General features: G+C 65.6%; 15 protein-coding genes and 1 pseudogene. All 16 read right to left on the bottom strand.

All coding sequences use genetic code 11. From position 1 onward, the window contains the following. Positions 1-36 precede the first annotated feature (36 nt). Positions 37-1662: an NADH-quinone oxidoreductase subunit NuoN gene (nuoN, locus tag ACLMAJ_RS18895; protein ID WP_412015043.1), complete on the bottom strand. Its 1626-nt coding sequence runs from the start codon at positions 1660-1662 to the stop codon at positions 37-39. Then, positions 1659-3308 (bottom strand): NADH-quinone oxidoreductase subunit M, encoded by a 1650-nt coding sequence (locus tag ACLMAJ_RS18890; RefSeq protein WP_412015042.1) that lies wholly within the window; start codon positions 3306-3308, stop codon positions 1659-1661. Before ACLMAJ_RS18890 ends, nuoN begins: the two co-directional genes overlap by 4 nt. After that, a complete protein-coding gene (gene nuoL, locus ACLMAJ_RS18885) occupies positions 3305-5191 on the bottom strand; it encodes an NADH-quinone oxidoreductase subunit L (protein WP_412015041.1) in 1887 nt (628 codons plus the stop codon). Before nuoL ends, ACLMAJ_RS18890 begins: the two co-directional genes overlap by 4 nt. A gap of 1 nt (position 5192) precedes the next feature. Then, complete coding sequence (gene nuoK / locus ACLMAJ_RS18880) at positions 5193-5492, bottom strand: NADH-quinone oxidoreductase subunit NuoK (RefSeq protein ID WP_412015040.1); 300 nt, start codon at positions 5490-5492, stop codon at positions 5193-5195. A gap of 15 nt (positions 5493-5507) precedes the next feature. After that, entirely contained in the window at positions 5508-6359 is an 852-nt protein-coding gene (locus ACLMAJ_RS18875) for an NADH-quinone oxidoreductase subunit J (protein WP_412015039.1), read from the bottom strand. After that, positions 6356-6964, bottom strand: coding sequence for an NADH-quinone oxidoreductase subunit NuoI (gene nuoI / locus ACLMAJ_RS18870; protein ID WP_412015072.1), 609 nt, complete (start codon positions 6962-6964; stop codon positions 6356-6358). Before nuoI ends, ACLMAJ_RS18875 begins: the two co-directional genes overlap by 4 nt. Continuing rightward, a pseudogene (gene nuoH / locus ACLMAJ_RS18865) lies at positions 6947-8182 on the bottom strand (NADH-quinone oxidoreductase subunit NuoH); the annotation flags it as partial. The gene nuoI and the pseudogene nuoH, both read right to left, overlap by 18 nt. Next, the gene (locus tag ACLMAJ_RS18860; protein ID WP_412015071.1) at positions 8175-10607 is read right to left on the bottom strand and encodes an NADH-quinone oxidoreductase subunit G; all 2433 of its coding nucleotides are present in this window, start codon (positions 10605-10607) and stop codon (positions 8175-8177) included. The gene ACLMAJ_RS18860 and the pseudogene nuoH, both read right to left, overlap by 8 nt. Before the next feature lie 101 nt (positions 10608-10708). Next, on the bottom strand, positions 10709-12022 hold the full coding sequence (nuoF, locus tag ACLMAJ_RS18855; protein WP_412015038.1) for an NADH-quinone oxidoreductase subunit NuoF: 1314 nt from the start codon (positions 12020-12022) through the stop codon (positions 10709-10711). 1 nt (position 12023) lies between these two features. Next, complete coding sequence (gene nuoE, locus ACLMAJ_RS18850; RefSeq protein WP_412015037.1) at positions 12024-12737, bottom strand: NADH-quinone oxidoreductase subunit NuoE; 714 nt, start codon at positions 12735-12737, stop codon at positions 12024-12026. Further along, positions 12734-14086 (bottom strand): NADH-quinone oxidoreductase subunit D, encoded by a 1353-nt coding sequence (locus ACLMAJ_RS18845; protein WP_412015036.1) that lies wholly within the window; start codon positions 14084-14086, stop codon positions 12734-12736. The genes nuoE and ACLMAJ_RS18845 overlap by 4 nt, the downstream gene beginning before the upstream one ends. Continuing rightward, positions 14086-14853 carry an NADH-quinone oxidoreductase subunit C gene (locus ACLMAJ_RS18840; RefSeq protein WP_412015035.1) on the bottom strand — a complete coding sequence of 256 codons (768 nt, stop codon included), beginning with the start codon at positions 14851-14853 and terminating at the stop codon, positions 14086-14088. Before ACLMAJ_RS18840 ends, ACLMAJ_RS18845 begins: the two co-directional genes overlap by 1 nt. Beyond that, positions 14850-15404 carry a NuoB/complex I 20 kDa subunit family protein gene (locus ACLMAJ_RS18835; RefSeq protein WP_412015034.1) on the bottom strand — a complete coding sequence of 185 codons (555 nt, stop codon included), beginning with the start codon at positions 15402-15404 and terminating at the stop codon, positions 14850-14852. The genes ACLMAJ_RS18840 and ACLMAJ_RS18835 overlap by 4 nt, the downstream gene beginning before the upstream one ends. Positions 15405-15466: 62 nt before the next feature. Then, entirely contained in the window at positions 15467-15895 is a 429-nt protein-coding gene (locus ACLMAJ_RS18830) for an NADH-quinone oxidoreductase subunit A (RefSeq protein WP_412015033.1), read from the bottom strand. Positions 15896-16187: 292 nt separating this feature from the next. Beyond that, positions 16188-16523 carry a DNA-binding transcriptional response regulator gene (locus tag ACLMAJ_RS18825; protein ID WP_412015070.1) on the bottom strand — a complete coding sequence of 112 codons (336 nt, stop codon included), beginning with the start codon at positions 16521-16523 and terminating at the stop codon, positions 16188-16190. Between the two features lie 346 nt (positions 16524-16869). Continuing rightward, positions 16870-17013: a hypothetical protein gene (locus ACLMAJ_RS18820; protein WP_412015032.1), complete on the bottom strand. Its 144-nt coding sequence runs from the start codon at positions 17011-17013 to the stop codon at positions 16870-16872. Positions 17014-17107 lie beyond the last annotated feature (94 nt).

The raw sequence follows: 17107 nt of genomic DNA, 5'->3' as shown, positions 1-17107 counted from the left end.
CGATTGGGCGTGCGGCGGTACCGGATCGAAGCGGGACTAGCGGACGAAGGTCGCCGCGCGCTCGGCGATGTCCAGTACGGGCTGCGGGAAGATGCCGAGGAGGATGGTTGCTCCGGTGGTGAAGGCGACGACCGCGGTGGTCAGGAATGGGGTGACGACCAGGGGAGCGTTCTCGGGCGGGTCGGTGAAGAACATCAGCACGATGACCCGGACATAGAAGAAGGCGGCGATGGCGCTGGAGATCACGCCCACGATGACAAGGGGAGTAGCGCCGCCGGAGGCCGCCGCCTGGAAGACGGCGAACTTGCTGACGAAGCCGCTGGTCAGGGGCAGGCCCGCGAAAGAGAGCAGGAAGAGGGCGAATACCGTTGCCAGGGCGGGGGAACGGCGGCCGAGGCCTGCCCATCGGGACATGGCCGTGGCTTCGTCGCCGGAGCTGTCGCGAACCAGACTCACCACGGCGAACGCGCCGACAGTGCCGATGCCGTAGGCCAGCAGATAGAACAGGACCGCGGAGACGCCATCGTCGTTGGCGGCGATCAGGCCGGTGAGGATGAAACCGGCGTGCGCGACCGAGGAATACGCGAGCATCCGCTTCACATCGGTCTGGGTGATCGCCATGACCGCGCCGATGAGCATGGTCGCGATAGCGATCGCGGCGAATACCGGACGCCACTCGTCGCGCAGGTCGGGAACGGCGACCTGGAGCAGACGCAGCAGCGCGCCCACCGAAGCGATCTTCGTCGCGGCGGCCATGAATCCGGTGATCGCGGTCGGTGCGCCCTGGTAGACATCGGGCACCCAGGACTGGAAAGGCACCGCACCGATCTTGAACAGCAGGCCGACCGCGAGCAATCCGACACCGAGCACCGCGAGCGTGGTGTTCTCCGGATGCTGCGCTATCGAATCGGCGATCCCGCCGAGCCCGACGGTGCCCGCCTGGCCGTAGAGCAGCGCGACACCGTAGAGGAAGAACGCCGAGGAGAACGCGCCGAGCAGAAAATATTTGAGCGCCGCTTCCTGGGAGAGCAGCCGCTTGCGACGGGCCAGCCCGCACAGCAGATACAGCGGCAGTGACAGCACCTCGAGCGCGACGAACATGGTGAGCAGATCGTTGGAGGCAGGGAAGAGCAGCAGCCCACCGATCGCGAGCATGGTCAGCGGGAACACCTCGGTGGTCGCGACACCCGCTCGGATCGCGGCCTTTTCGTTCCAGCTGTCCGGCACCGCCGAGGCTTGCGGAGTGAACGCGTCCAGACCGCGCCCCAGGGTCGCCGCCGCCGAACTCCAGGTGCCAGGGCCGGAACGATCTTCGACCCGAGGTTCCGCACCACGCTCGGCGATCAACAGCAGCGCCAGAATCGAGACGACCAGGATCGTGCCCTGTAGGAACAATGTGACGCCGTCGATCGACACCGCACCGACCATCACGGTGGCGTTCGTCCCCGAGAGCCGGATGACGGCAACCAGTGCCGCGATCAAACCGACGAGCCCGAGCACCAGGTGCGTCGGGTACCGGTACGGCCGAGGCAGGAACGCCTCGACCAATACCCCGACCACCGCGGCACCGAAAACGATGAGCATCGGTGCGAGCTTGCTGTATTCGATGCTCGGCGCGGGCAGCGTTGCGGCGAGCAGGGTTCCGTAGTCGTAGGAAGTCACTTATGCCGTCCTTCCGCGCCCGCTTCGGGCAGCGACGGTATCGATGGCGCGGGATCCTGGCGGCCGATGGTGGTGAGTGTCTGTCCGACCGCGGGATTGATGAAGTCCAGCACCGGTTTCGGGTAGATGCCGAGGAACAGCAGCGCGGCGATCAGCGGTACCACCACGGCGAGTTCGCGGGGGACCAGATCGTAGAGCCGCTCGTTGCCTTCCTTCACCGGGCCGGTCATCATCCGCTGATAGAGCCACAGCACATACAGCGCGGCCAGCACCAGTGCGCCGGTCGCGATGACCGCGGCGACCTGGTATCGGCTGAACGTGCCCGCCAGGACCAGGAATTCGCTGACGAACGGCGCGAGACCGGGCAGTGACAGCGTGGCGAGACCGGCGATGAAGAATGTCCCCGCGAGCACCGGCGCGACCTTCTGAACCCCGCCGTATTCGGCGATGACTCGGGTTCCCCTGCGTGACACCAGGAATCCGGCGATCAGGAACAGTGCCGCGGTCGAAATACCGTGGTTGACCATGTACAGCGTCGCCCCGGTCTGACCCTGGCTTGTCATAGCGAAGATGCCGAGGATGATGAATCCGAAGTGCGAGATCGAGGTGTAGGCGATCAATCGCATCACGTCGGTCTGGCCGACGGCGAGCAGCGCACCGTAGATGATGCCGATCACCGCGAGGGTGATCACCAGCGGCGCATAGGTTCCCGAGGCATCCGGGAACAGCATCAGGCAGTAGCGCAGCATGCCGAAGGTGCCGACCTTGTCGACCACCGCCATCATCAGCACCGCACTCGACGGAGTCGCCGCGACCGCCGCATCGGGCAGCCAGGTGTGCAGCGGCCACAGGGGGGCCTTCACCGCGAACGCGAACATGAACCCGAGGAACAGCGCGTTGAGCACGGTCGGACCCGCGCCGAGCTGTCCGGAGTTGGCCGCGGCGACCACGGTGCGGAAGTCGAAGGTACCCGCCGAACCGTCGCCGAGTCCTTCGCGCGCGGTGATCACATACAACCCGATCACCGCGGCCAGCATGATCAGCCCGCCGAACAGGTTGTAGAGCAGGAACTTCACCGCCGCCCGCGACCGCTGCCGGCGCAGCTGCTCATCCGCACTGCGTGGTCCGAAGCCGCCGATGAGGAAATACATCGGGATGAGCATCGCCTCGAAGAACACATAGAACAGCAGGATGTCCAGCGAGACGAAGGAGATCAGCACCATCGCCTCGACCATCAGGCTGAGCGCGACGTAGGTGTGCACGACGCGGCGTCCGCCGCTCGCGCCTGCTCGCGGGCCGCTCGACACAACACTGCCGACTTCGCGCTCGTCGTTCCAGCCCGCCAGGATGAGCAGTGGCACCAGCGCCGCGGTGAGCAGCACCAGCACCAACGCTATTCCATCCACGCCCACCGTGTATCCGGCGCCGAAGGATGGGATCCACTCGTGGTCCTCGACGAACTGATATTGCGCGCCACCGGGTTCGAAGCGCACCGCCACTACGATCGCGACGACCAGCGCCGCGAGCGAGATACCGAGCGCCAGACACCGAGCCAGCGTGCGTTGCGCGGCAGGCAGCACGAGCACCGCAACCGACCCGACCGCGGGCAACACCCATAAAACTGTCAACCAGGGAAAATTGCTCACCAGATCCTCACCGCCAGCAGGGCTGCGGCCACCAGGGCCGCGCCGGTGAACATGGACAGGGCATAGGACCGCACGAATCCGGACTGGACTCGTCGGATGCGGCCCGACAAGCCACCGATCAGCGCGGCGGTGCCGTTGACGACTCCGTCGATGCCGCGATTGTCGAGGAAGACCAGGACCCGGGTCAGGTACGCGCCTGGACGCATGAACGCGCCCTCGTTGAACGCGTCGGCGTAAAGATCCTTGCGCGCCGCGACGGTCAGCCCGGTCACCGATTCCGGGGCGGTCTCGGGGATCTCGCGTTGTGCGTACTGGTTGTAGGCGAATGCGACGCCGACGGCGACCACGATCAGGGCGAGCACGGTGACGACTGCGGCGGGAACGGTCTCCTCGCCGTGATGCGCCCCGACAACGGGTTCCAGCCAGTTCTGCAATGACGATCCGAGGACGAACAGTCCGCCCGCCGCGACCGATCCGACGGCCAACAGGATCATCGGTCCTGTCATCACCGCCGGGGACTCGTGTGGGTGCGTGTCCGGTTTCCAGCGGCGTTCACCGAAAAAGGTCATCAGCATCACCCGAGTCATGTAGAACGCGGTCAGCCCGGCACCGATCAGCGTCACCGTGCCCAGCGCCAAACCATTCGCGCCGCCCTGGTTGAACGCCGCCTCGATGATGCGGTCCTTGGAGAAGAACCCTGCGAACGGCGGTACTCCGATGATGGCGAGATAGCCGAGCCCGAAGGTGATGTAGGTGATCGGCAGCAGCTTGCGCAATCCGCCGTAGCGGCGCATGTCGGTCTCGTCGTCCATCGCGTGCATCACCGAACCCGCACCGAGGAACAGTCCGGCCTTGAAGAAGCCGTGGGTGAGCAGATGCATGATGGCGACGGCATAGCCTGCCGGGCCGAGCCCGGCGGCGAGCACCATGTAGCCGATCTGGCTCATGGTCGAGGCGGCGAGCGCCTTCTTGATGTCGTCCTTCGCGCAACCGACGATCGCACCGAACAACAACGTCACCGCGCCGACAAGCACCACGCCGAGCCTGGCATGCGGCGCGAGATCGAAGATCGGGCCGGAGCGAGCGATCAGGTACACGCCGGCGGTGACCATTGTTGCCGCATGGATGAGCGCCGACACCGGTGTCGGACCTTCCATCGCGTCACCGAGCCAGGATTGCAGCGGTACCTGCGCGGACTTGCCGCACGCCGCGAGCAACAGCAGCAATCCGATCGCCGTGAGTTTTCCCTCGCTCGCGGCGGGTGCGGCGCCGAAGACGTCGGCGAAGTTGATCGAGCCGAAGGTCGTCAACATGGTGAACATGGCGATCGCCAGCCCCATGTCACCGACCCGGTTGACCACGAACGCCTTCTTGGCCGCCGTTGCGGCGGAAGGTTTGTGGTGCCAGAACCCGATCAGCAGATAGGACGCGAGGCCGACACCCTCCCAGCCGAGGTAGAGCACCAGGTAGTTGTTCGCAAGCACCAGCAGCAGCATGGCCGCGAGGAACAGGTTGAGGTAGGCGAAGAACTGTCGTCGCGCGGGATCATCGTGCATGTAGCCGATGGAGTAGATGTGGATCAGCGATCCGACCCCGGTGATCAGTAGTGCGAAACAGATCGACAGCTGGTCCAATTGAAGCCCGAAGTCGACGTCGAGTCCTGGCACCGGAACCCAGCTGAACAGGTTCTTGCTGATGGCCCGTTCAGCGTTGTCGCGGCCGAGCATGCTGAAGAACGCCACCCCCGCGACCACGAACGCGGCCAGGGCCGCGAGGGTGCCGAGCAGGTGACCCCATTTGTCGGTGTACTTCCCGCCGAGCAGCAGGATGACGGCGCCTGCCAGTGGCAGCGCGGGCAGCAGCCCGAGAGTTACCCCGTCCACGTCAGAACTTCAGCAAGCTGGCGTCGTCGACCGAGGTCGAACGGCGGGCACGGAAGATGGTCATGATGATGGCGAGGCCGACGACGACCTCGGCCGCGGCGACCACCATGGTGAAGAACGCGAACACCTGACCATCCAGATTCGAATGCAGTCTGGCGAAGGTGACGAAGGCGAGGTTCACGGCGTTGAGCATCAACTCGACGCACATGAACACGACGATGGCGTTGCGCCGCAGTAGGACTCCCGCTGCGCCGATCGTGAACAACAGCGCGGACAGGAACAGGTAGTTCTGGGGGTTCACCGTATGCCTTCCTCGTCAGCTCTGTGGGGAATCGTCGGCGGGCGCATGGTTTTCGGTCCCGTCAGGTGTGTTCGTGCCGACCGAGATGACCGCCGCCTCGGTGAGCGCCCTGGTTCGGCGGTGGCGCAGGATCGTGCTGACCGACAATTCTTCGAAGGACCCGTCCGGCAGCCTGGCCGGGATATCGACCGCGTTGTGCCTGGCGTACACGCCGGGGGTGGGTAGCGGGGTGGGGCGACGCGTGGGATGCAGCGGGTCACCCATGCTGCGGAACCGGCGCTGCGACATTTCGCGCTGACCCAGGCGCTGCCCGAACTGCTCGCGGTGCGCGAGCACCATGGCGCCGATGGTGGCGGCGATGAGCAGCGCGCCGGTGAGCTCGAAGGCCCATACATATCGGATGAAGATCAGCTCGGCGAGTCCGCCGATCACGTCGCGGCCGGCGAATCCGGTGGCCGGATAGGTGATTCCGGAGTGGTGGATGCCGTTGGCGATGCCGCTGGTCAGCAGCAGCCCGAAGCCGAGACCGACGGCGGCGGCGGAAAGCCGCTGTCCTCGAATGGTTTCGCGCAGTGATTCGACGGAGTCGACACCGACGAGCATGAGCACGAACAGGAACAGCATCATCACCGCGCCGGTGTAGACGACGATCTGCACCACGCCGAGGAACAGGGCGTCCTGTGCGATGTACATGGCCGCGAGCGCGATCATTGTCGAGGCCAGGCACAACGCCGAATGCACGGCCTTGGGTGCGAAGACCATGCCGAGTGCGCCCACAATGGCCAGCGGGGCGAGGATCCAGAAACTGACGGCTTCGCCGGTGGACGCTCGGGTCAGCGGCTCTGCGGCGAGGATCAATTCGTTCACAGCGCGCCTCCTTCCGCGCCCGCGGCGGCGGGCAGCTTCGGGGGAGTCGGGTCGGTTTCGGCGGCGCCACCGGGCACATTGCCCCGGTAGTAGTCGCCTTCGTCGGCACCCGGGTACATGGCATGCGGTGGTGCGCTCATGCCGGGCTGCATCGGCGCGAGCAGTTGGTTCTTCTCGAGGATGAGATCGGCGCGATTGTCATCGGTCATCTCGTACTCGTTGGTCATCGTCAGTGCCCGCGTCGGGCACGCTTCGATGCACAGACCACAGCCGATGCAGCGCAGGTAGTTGATTTGGTAGACCTGGCCGTAGCGCTCACCGGGTGAGAAGCGCTGCTCCTCGGTGTTGTCGGCGCCCTCGACGTAGATGGCGTCGGCGGGGCAAGCCCATGCGCACAGCTCGCAGCCGATGCACTTCTCGAGGCCGTCCGGGTGCCGGTTGAGCTGGTGGCGACCGTGATAGCGGGGCGCGGTCGGCACTTTCTGCTCCGGATAGAACTCGGTATTGGCCTTCTTGAACATCGTCGAGGCGGTGACAACGAACCCGGCGAGCGGTTCCAGCAGACCGGGTTTCGCATTGGGCCGCGCCAGCGACGGGTCCGGCATCGGCGGTGTCGGGAACCCGAGGAATACCGCGGATCCATTCGCGCCGGATATCTCGGAATCAGGTTCCTCCACCGGTGGCGGCATACCGTCTGCGCGTCCCGCCCGAAGGAACATCCCGATCATCAGAACGGAGATGATCAGCCCGCCGATGACCAGCGCTGGCGTCTGGACGTGGTAGCCCTCCGACTCCAGGACGCGGGCGGTGGCCACCAGCATCACCCACAGCAGCGACGTCGGAATCAGCAGCTTCCAGCCGAGATTCATGAACTGGTCGTAGCGCAGCCGTGGCAGTGTGCCGCGCAACCAGATGAACACGAACAGGAACGTCCACACCTTGAGGGTGAACCAGAGCACCGGCCACCAGCCGGAATTGGCGCCGTCCCACATGTTCAGCGGCCACGGTGCGTGCCAGCCGCCCAGGAACAGCGTCGTGGCCAGCGCGGAAACCGTTGCCATGTTGATGTATTCGGCGAGCATGAACATCGCGAACTTGAGCGAGGAGTACTCGGTGTGGAAGCCGCCGACGAGCTCGCCCTCGGCCTCGGGCAGGTCGAACGGTGCCCGGTTGGTCTCGCCGACCATCGACACGCAGTAGATCAGGAACGACGGCAGCAGCAGGAAGACATACCAGGTGCCCTCCTGTGCCTTGACGATGCCGGAGGTGGCCATGGTGCCACCGAGCAGGAACACCGTCGCGAAGCACAGCGCCATCGCGATCTCGTAGGAGATCACCTGTGCTGTCGAACGCAAGCCGCCCAGTAGCGGGTAGGTCGAGCCCGAAGACCAACCGGCAAGCACGATGCCGTACACGCCGATCGAGGTGATCGCGAGGATATACAGCACGGCGACCGGCATATCGGTCAGCTGCAATGCGGTGCGGTGTCCGAGGACCGACACCTCCGGCCCGAACGGGATGACCGCGAAAGCCATGACGGCGGGAATCACCGAAATGATCGGCGCCATAATGAAGATCGGCTTGTCGACGATCGTGGGGATGATGTCTTCTTTGAGCGCCATCTTGACGCCGTCGGCGATGGCTTGCAGCGTGCCCTTGGGGCCGACCCGGTTCGGGCCGACGCGCATCTGCATCCACGCGACGATCTTTCGCTCCAGATACACCGCCATCAAAGGGGTGAGTAGCAGGAAGCCGAAGATGGCGAGGGACTTACCGATCACGAGCCACAAGGGGTCGTGACCGAAGAGGGACAGATCACTCATGGCGGTGTTCCTTCATCCTCTCGTCCGCACGTCGCAGCTGGACCACGCCGCCCGGTTGGGTGGCGAGTTGTTCGAAGACCGAACTTCCCGGTGAATTCAGCGGCAGCCAGACCACCCGATCGGGCAGGTCGGTGATCATCAGTGGCAGTGTGATGGTGCCGCGCTCGGTAACGACGCTGACCGGATCATCCTCGACGGCACCGATTTCGGCGGCCGTCGCCGCGGAAAGGCGCACCACCGGCGGACGCGCGATGCCCGCGAGGTTCGCTTCGCCCTCCTGCATCCGCCCCTCGTCCAACAGCATTCGCCAACCGGCGAGGACGGCGGTGCCGGGTTCGGGTTTGGTGACGGGGTGCGCGCGATGCGTGGGCGGTGCGACGGGCGGACCGTCCCAGGTGCCGAGTTCGGCGAGTTCGGCACGGGCGGCTTTGGTATCGGGCAGCCCGAGTGGCACGTTCATCTCCTCGGCGATCGCCTGCATGACCCGTTGATCCGACAGCTGCGCGGATTCACGGCGCACGGCGGAGTCGTGCAGGGCGGCATCGAACGGCCGTGCCCTGCCCTCCCAGGTGCGGAAGGTGCCGGATTTCTCCATCGCCGACGCCACCGGGAAAACCACGTCGGCGCGCTCGGTGATGGCGCTGTGGCGCAATTCCAGACTGACAACGAAACGCGCGGCGTCGACGGCGGCGAGCGCGGCTTGCGGATCGGGCAGATCGGCGAGATCGACACCGCCGATGACGAGCGCACCGAGGGTGGGTGCGGCGTCGAGAATGGCGGCGGTGTCACGGCCGACCGCCACCGGCAGGTCCGGCACGTTCCAGATGGCCCGAACCTGGTGGCGGGCACGAGGATCCATCATCGGACGACCACCGGGCAGCAGGCCGGGCAGTGCACCCGCCTCGACCGCACCGCGTTCGCCCGCGCGCCGCGGCACCCAGGCGAGAGCCGCACCGGTCTCGTCGGCGAGCCGAACGGCGGCGGAGAGCGCACCGGGGATTCCGGCGAGCCGCTCACCGACCATGATCACCGCGCCCGGCTGACGCAGCAGCCGTGACGCCTCGGCGATTTTCGTGGAATAGATTCCCGCGGTGGCGATTTCACCGGTGCGCAGGGTGTCGAGCAGGTGCGGCTCGGCGCCGGGCATGGTTTGCAACAGGGTGCCGGACATGCGATCGAGGCCGCGCGAGGCGTAGGCGGCCACCGAATAGACGGGCAGTGCGTTCTTGCGGGCGGCCTTGCGGAGCCGCAGGTAGACGATCGGTGATTCTTCTTCCGGCTCGAAGCCCACGAGCAGGACGATCGACGCCTTCTCCATACTTTCGTAGTCGACGGTGACGCCCTGTCCGGCGATGCGGGCGGCGAGGAAATCGGCCTCCTCCGCCGAATGCACCCTGCTGCGGAAGTCGATGTCGTTGGTGCCGAGGGCAATTCGCGCGAACTTGGCGTAGGCGTAGGCGTCTTCCTCGGTGACTCGGCCACCGATGAGCACACCCGCGCTGCCGAACGCGGAGGCCAAGCCCTCCGCGGCGGCGGCGAGTGCCTCCGACCACGAGGCCGGTGCGAGTTTCCCGTCCCAGCCGCGCACGAGCGGCGTGGTCAGCCGGTCGCGCTCGGTGGCGTATGCGAAGGCCCAGCGACCCTTGTCACAGTTCCATTCCTCGTTGACCTGCGGGTCGTCGCCCGCCAGTCGGCGAAGCACCTTGCCGCGGCGATGGTCGGTGCGCTGCGCGCAGCCCGACGCGCAGTGCTCGCAGACGCTCGGGCTCGACACCAGGTCGAAGGGGCGGGCGCGGAACCGGTAGCTGGTGCCGGTCAGCGCGCCGACCGGGCAGATCTGCACGGTGTTGCCGGAGAAGTACGAATCGAGCGGCTCGGCCTGTGCGATGCCGACCTGTTGCAGCGCACCACGATCCATGAGCTCGATGAACGGGTCACCTGCGACCTGCTGGGAGAACCGCGTGCAGCGGGCGCAGAGCACGCAGCGTTCCCGGTCCAGCAGTACCGCCGTGGACAGTGGAATCGGCTTGGGGTAGGTGCGTTTCACGCCGTCGAACCGGGTTTCGGGGCGACCGCTCGACATCGCCTGGTTCTGCAGGGGGCATTCGCCACCCTTGTCGCAGACGGGGCAGTCCAGGGGATGGTTGATGAGCAGCAGCTCCATCACACCCTCTTGCGCCTTGTCGGCGACGGCCGAGGTGAGCTGGGTGCGCACCACCATGCCGTCGGTGACGGCCATCGTGCAGGAGGCGACCGGCTTGCGCTGGCCTTCCACCTCGACGATGCACTGGCGGCACGCACCGACCGGGTCGAGCAGTGGGTGGTCGCAGAAGCGCGGGATCTGGATGCCGATCAGTTCGGCGGCCCGGATCACCAGTGTCCCCGCGGGCACACTGACGGTGGAGTCGTCGATGGTCACGGTCACCAGATCGGCGGGGACCAGTTCGCTGGTATCGGTGTTCACAGTCGAAGGCCCACCCGTCACCCGGCCACCGCTCCCCACCGAATCGCTACGCGACGCTGTACTCATTTGACTCCTTCGGCCCAGGCGGTCGAACGCGCGGGATCGAACGGACAGCCGTCGAGCCGCAAATGGTCGATGAACTCCTCGCGGAAGAACTTCAAGGAGGAGATGATCGGGCTTGCCGCGCCGTCACCGAGGGCGCAGAACGACTTGCCGTTGATGGTGTCGCTGATATCGAGCAACTTGTCCAGATCGGATTCGGTGCCACGGCCCGCCTCGATGCGCGCGAGCAGTTGGACCAGCCAGTAGGTGCCCTCACGGCACGGTGTGCACTTGCCACAGGATTCGTGTGCGTAGAACTCGGTCCAGCGCAGCACGGCGCGCACCACGCAGGTGGTGTCGTCGAAGATCTGTAATGCCTTGGTGCCCAGCATGGATCCGGCGGCGGCAACACCCTCGTAGTCCAGCGGAACGTCGAGATGCTCTTCGGTGAACAGCGGTGTCGACGAGCCGCCGGGGGTCCAGAACTTCACCCGATGCCCGGCGCGGACGCCGCCCGCGTAGTCGAGCAGTTCGCGCAGGGTGATGCCGAGTGGTGCCTCGTACTGCCCCGGGCGGGCGACGTGGCCCGACAGGGAATACAGCGTGAAGCCGGGTGACTTCTCGGTGCCCATGGACCGGAACCAGTCCGTTCCGTTGAGGATGATCGGCGGCACGCTGGCAATGGATTCGACGTTGTTCACCACGGTCGGGCAGGCGTAGAGCCCGGCGACGGCGGGGAACGGCGGTCGCAGCCTGGGCTGGCCGCGGCGGCCCTCCAGCGAATCCAGCAGCGCCGTTTCCTCGCCGCAGATGTAGGCGCCCGCACCCGCGTGCACGATGAGGTCGAGGTCGTAGCCCGAGCCGAGGATATTTCGGCCGAGGTACCCGGCCTCATAAGCCTGGGCCACCGCGGCCTGTAAGCGGCGCAGCACCGGCACCACCTCGCCGCGCACATAGATGAAGGCGTGCGCCGCGCGGATGGCGTAGGCGGCGATGATCACACCCTCGATCAGCGTGTGCGGGGTGGACAGCATGAGCGGAATGTCTTTGCAGGTACCGGGTTCCGACTCGTCGGCATTGACCACGAGGTAATGCGGCTTGGTGGTGCCATCGGGTCCGGGGCCTTGCGGGATGAAGCTCCACTTCATGCCGGTCGGGAAACCCGCGCCGCCGCGGCCGCGCAGCCCGGCGTCCTTGACGGTCTGGATGACCTGATCGGGCTCCATCCGCAATGCTTTGCCCAGCGCCTGGTAGCCGTCGTGACGACGGTAGGTGTCCATCGTCCACGATTGCGGGTCGTCCCAGTATCGGGTGAGTACCGGAGTCAACGTCATATCAGGCGCCCTCCATATTCGGCTGTGGCGCAGGCGGATTCATGTTCTGCTCCTGGGCGACTCGCAGACCGGCCAAGGTGGCCTCGCCCGCGGCCCCGTCCAGTGCGCCCGGTCGCTCGTCGGGGAATCCGGCGAGGATGCGCGCGGTCTGCTTGAACGTGCACAATGGCGCGCCTCGCGTCGGCGTGACCTGCGCGCCCGCCCGCAGCGAATCCACAAGTGCCTGAGCGGATTCCGGAGTCTGGTTGTCGAAGAACTCCCAGTTGACCATGACTACCGGCGCGAAATCGCATGCCGCGTTGCACTCGATGTGCTCCAGCGTGATGGAACCGTCCTGCGTGGTCTCACCGTGCTGGATGCCGAGGTGGCGCTGCAACGTGGCGAGAATGGCGTCACCACCCATCACCGCGCACAGCGTGTTCGTGCAGACCCCGACGTGGTAGTCGCCGGTCGGGGTGCGCCGGTACATCGAGTAGAAAGTGGCCACCGCGGTCACCTCGGCGCCGGTCAATCCGAGCTGGTCGGCGCAGAATTCGATGCCGGTGCCGTTGACATGGCCCTCTTCGGCCTGGACCAGGTGCAACAGCGGTAGCAGCGCCGAGCGCGGGTGCGGGTAGCGGCCGATGATTTCCTTGGCGTCGACCTCGAGGCGTTCGCGCACGTACGTCGGGAACGGCTCGGGCCGGGTGGTCAGCTTGAGCAGAATCTCGGTCATCGGTCCACTCCGCCCATGACCGGGTCGATGCTGGCGACCGACGCGATGACGTCGGCGAGCATGCCGCCCTCGCACATCGCCGCTACCGCTTGCAGATTCGTGAACGAGGGGTCGCGGTAGTGCACGCGGAACGGCCGGGTGCCGCCGTCGCTGACCATGTGCACGCCCAGTTCGCCGCGCGGCGATTCGACGGCCGTGTACACCTGCCCCGCCGGGACGCGGATGCCCTCGGTGACGAGTTTGAAGTGGTGGATGAGTCCCTCCATGGACGTGCCCATGATCTTGCCGATGTGTTTGGGGGAGTTTCCGAGTCCGTCCGGGCCGATCGAGAGGTCGGCGGGCCAGGCGATCTTCTTGTCGTCCACCATCACCGGCCCCGGTCGCAGCCGGTCGACACACTGTTCGACGATCTTGAGCGATTCCTTCATCTCCTCCACTCGAATCACGTAGCGGCCGTAGCAGTCGCAGCCGGTGGTGGTTGGAATGTCGAATTCGTAGGTCTCGTACCCGCAGTAGGGCTGCGACTTGCGTAGATCGTGCGGCAGACCGGTGGAGCGAAGCACCGGACCGGTGATTCCCAGCGCCATACAGCCGGTGAGATCCAGGTAGCCGATGTCCTGGGTGCGTGCCTTCCAGATCGGGTTGCCGGTGAGCAGCTTCTCCATGTCCCGCAGCCGCTTCGGCATCAGCTCGAGCAGTTCACGGACCTTGGTGACCCCGTCGTCGGGCAGATCCTGGATGAGCCCGCCAGGGCGGACGAACGCGTGGTTCATGCGCAGGCCGGTGATGGTCTCGAAAACGTCCAGGATCAGTTCGCGTTCCCGGAAACCGAACAACATCGGGGTCAGCGCGCCCAATTCCATGCCGCCGGTAGCCAGCGCGACCAGGTGCGAGGAGATGCGGTTGAGCTCCATGAGCATGACCCGGATGACAGTCGCCCGCTCGGGGATCTGCTCGGTGATATCGAGGAGTTTCTCTACGCCGAGGCAGTACGCCGTCTCGTTGAAGAACGGTGAAAGGTAGTCCATCCGGGTAACGAAGGTGACGCCCTGGGTCCAGTTCCGGAATTCGAGATTCTTCTCGATTCCGGTGTGCAGGTAGCCGATTCCGCAGCGCGCCTCGGTGACCGTCTCGCCCTCGATCTCGAGAATGAGGCGCAGCACACCGTGCGTGGACGGATGCTGCGGACCCATATTGACGACGATGCGCTCTTCGCCCGCGCCTTCGAGGGATTCGGCGACCTGGTCCCAGTCCTGTCCTGCGACCGTGACGATGGTGGCTGTGGGCTCTCGAGCGGGCTCATGCCCGGCGTCATCTGCGACGTCGGGCCGAATGTCTGTTTCATTCATCAGCTGTATGTCCTCCGCTCGTCGGGCGGCGGGATGCGCGCGCCCTTGTACTCGACCGGGATCCCGCCGAGCGGGTAGTCCTTGCGCTGTGGGTGGCCTCGCCAGTCATCGGGCATGGTGATGCGGGTCAGCGAGGGGTGACCGTCGAAGAGGATGCCGAAGAAGTCGTAGGTCTCCCGCTCGTGCCAGTCTGTGGTCGGATACACGCTGTACAGCGAGGGGATGTGCGGGTCGGCATCCGGTGCGGACACCTCGATGCGCAGCCTGCGGTTGTGCGTGATCGACATGAGCGGGTAGACCGCGTGCAGCTCACGGCCTTCGTCGTCCGGGTAGTGCACGCCGCTGACGCCGAGGCAGAGCTCGAAACGCAGCGCGGCGTCGTTGCGCAGCGTGAGCGCGACCGCGGGCAGGTGCTCGCGGCGCACGTGCAACGTGAGCTCACCGCGGAACACCACGACCTTCTCGATCGCGGTCTCGAAGCCGACGTCGGTGGTCGTCAGCGCGGTGTGCAACGCGGCGACGACCTCGTCGAAGTAGCCACCGTACGGCGCCGGGGTGCTGCCCGGCAGCGTGACCGGCCGGACCAGGTTGCCGTAGCCGGAGGTGTCACCGGTGCCGCGAACACCGAACATGCCGCGGCGCACGCCGATCACCTCGGCACCCGAAGGTGCCGACTCCTCTTCGGGGACAGTGCCTTCCGGTCCGGCGGCATCGGCAAGTTCTTCCGACGTACGGGTTTCGGAATTGTCGGTGGAGTCGAAGGTCATCGCAGCAGACCCTCCATCCGGATGGTCGGCGTCGATGCCAGCGCGGCCGCTTCGGCGGCGCGGACCGCCTCCTCGCGATTGACCCCCAGTGGCATCTCCTGAATCTTCTTGTGCAGCGCCAGAATTGCGTTGAGCAGCATCTCGGGGCGCGGCGGGCAGCCGGGCAGGTAGATATCGACGGGCACGACATGGTCGACGCCCTGAACGATGGCGTAGTTGTTGAACATGCCGCCCGAGGATGCGCAGACGCCCATCGCCAGTACCCATTTCGGCTCGGTCATCTGGTCGTAGACCTGACGCAGCACCGGGGCCATCTTCTGGCTGACCCGTCCCGCGACGATCATCAGGTCGGCCTGCCGTGGGGACGCGCGGAATGCTTCCATGCCGAAGCGGGCGATATCGAAACGTCCTGCGCCGGTGGCCATCATCTCGATCGCGCAGCACGCGAGACCGAAGGTGGCGGGCCAGAGCGAACCCTTGCGCAGATATCCGGCGAAATCCTCGACCGTGCTCAGCAGAAAGCCGCTGGGCAGTTTTTCTTCGAGACCCATGTTGGACTACTTCTCACTTCCACTGTGTCGACTTGACGGTGTGCAGACGACCGGCGCGGTATTCAGTCCCAACTGAGGCCGCCGCGACGCCATTCGTAGGCGTAGGCGACCGAGACGTTGAAGACGAACAGCGCCATCGCGGCGAGACCGAAGAGACCGAGCGCATCGAAGTGGACAGCCCACGGGTAGAGGAACACGATCTCGATGTCGAAGATGATGAATAGCATCGCGGTGAGGTAGTACTTCACCGGAAAGCGTTGTCCGGTCACACTCCCTGGTCCGCCCGCGACGGCGTGCGGTGTCGGCTCGATGCCGCACTCATACGCCTCGAGTTTGGCCCGGTTGTAGCGTTTCGGCCCGACGAGGGCGGCCATCACTATGGAAAAGATCGCGAATGCGGCGCCTACAGCGCCGAGTACAAGCGTCGGCGTTTCGATATTCACTACTGCACTTCCCCTCCTACGAGCTGGAGTCAGCGTGTCGGTGAGCATGGGCTCAGCGGGTAGTTCGGAGACCTGATGTAGCGGGTCTCATACCGTGCCCTAGCTCATGTGAGCTAGGGCACACACTACAACTGGCACACCAGCGTGTTCCCTGTTTCGAAGCGGCGTTTGATCGAATTCGCGACTGCTATTCATGACTGACACGGGGGTAATCCAAGTGTCGTCACGTGACGATCGGCGCGCTGTAAACAGGGCTTGACCCGGCATTTCGGCGTAGAACGGAACCCGGGAGACGCGATGAGTCCCCGGCATGCGCCGGGGCTATTGGGGGTAGTTCGGGTCAGGCCGCGGTGCGCTTGCTCAGCAGCGTGACGACGGCCTCGGTCAGCCGGATCGGATCGATCGGGTGCGAGACGGTGGCCTCTGCGCGTGACCAATTTGCCAGCCACGCGTCGTCCGGGCGGCCGGTGAGTACGAGAACCGGTGGGCACCGATCGATCTCGTCCTTGAGTTGCTTGGCGATGCCGAGCCCGCCTGCGGGCGCCGCCTCGCCGTCCAGGATGGCCAGGTCGATACCGCCCGCGTCCATCTGGTCGATCACCACCTGCGCGGTAGCGACTTCGAGGTACTCCAGTCCGGGTAGCTCGGGATGCGGGTGTTTGCCCAACGCCATCATCACCTGGCGTCGAGTATCGGCGTCGTTGCTGTATACCAGGACCCGCAGAGGGGTGGAACGAGTCGTGTCGGCCACGGAGGGGATGCTACGTCCGAGAGGGCACCTGCCGTGGCAGGTTGGCATAGATTGCTTCGCGCGTCGCGAGAAGTTGCCGAGCGCACGCGAGGTGAATATTTCATCGGTTCGTAACAGCGAACCTCGCCACGCAGGCCGTATACGGTCCACAATCATCACAGCAGGCTTCGCAACCCGACGACCTTCGTAGTCGCTGGATCGCCCATCGGGTGGGGTCCGGGAGTGCACGCTCCCCGGACCTCACCGCCCGATCATTCGGGGCCTGCTTCGATCAGTTCGAGCGCCGTTCGGACCAGAAGGGCTCGCTGTTGCCGGGCGTAAACGCGAACCGCCTGCCGCTATGCGCCTCCTGGCGGGTGTACTCGCGCTCGTGGATCAGCCGATCATGGTTCTCGGCAAGAGCTTTGGTGTCCATTCGAAACTCTCGGTTGATCATTGTGAGTGTATAGATCTGTGCGGCAACCGATCTGGTCCGATGGGGCCGCGGCACTTGCATTTCCCACACCGTT

It is taken from the genome of Nocardia arseniciresistens (genome assembly GCF_046764875.1).
GTDB classification, from domain to species: Bacteria; Actinomycetota; Actinomycetes; order Mycobacteriales; family Mycobacteriaceae; genus Nocardia; species Nocardia arseniciresistens.
This window is presented reverse-complemented; position numbering and strand designations above follow the sequence as displayed.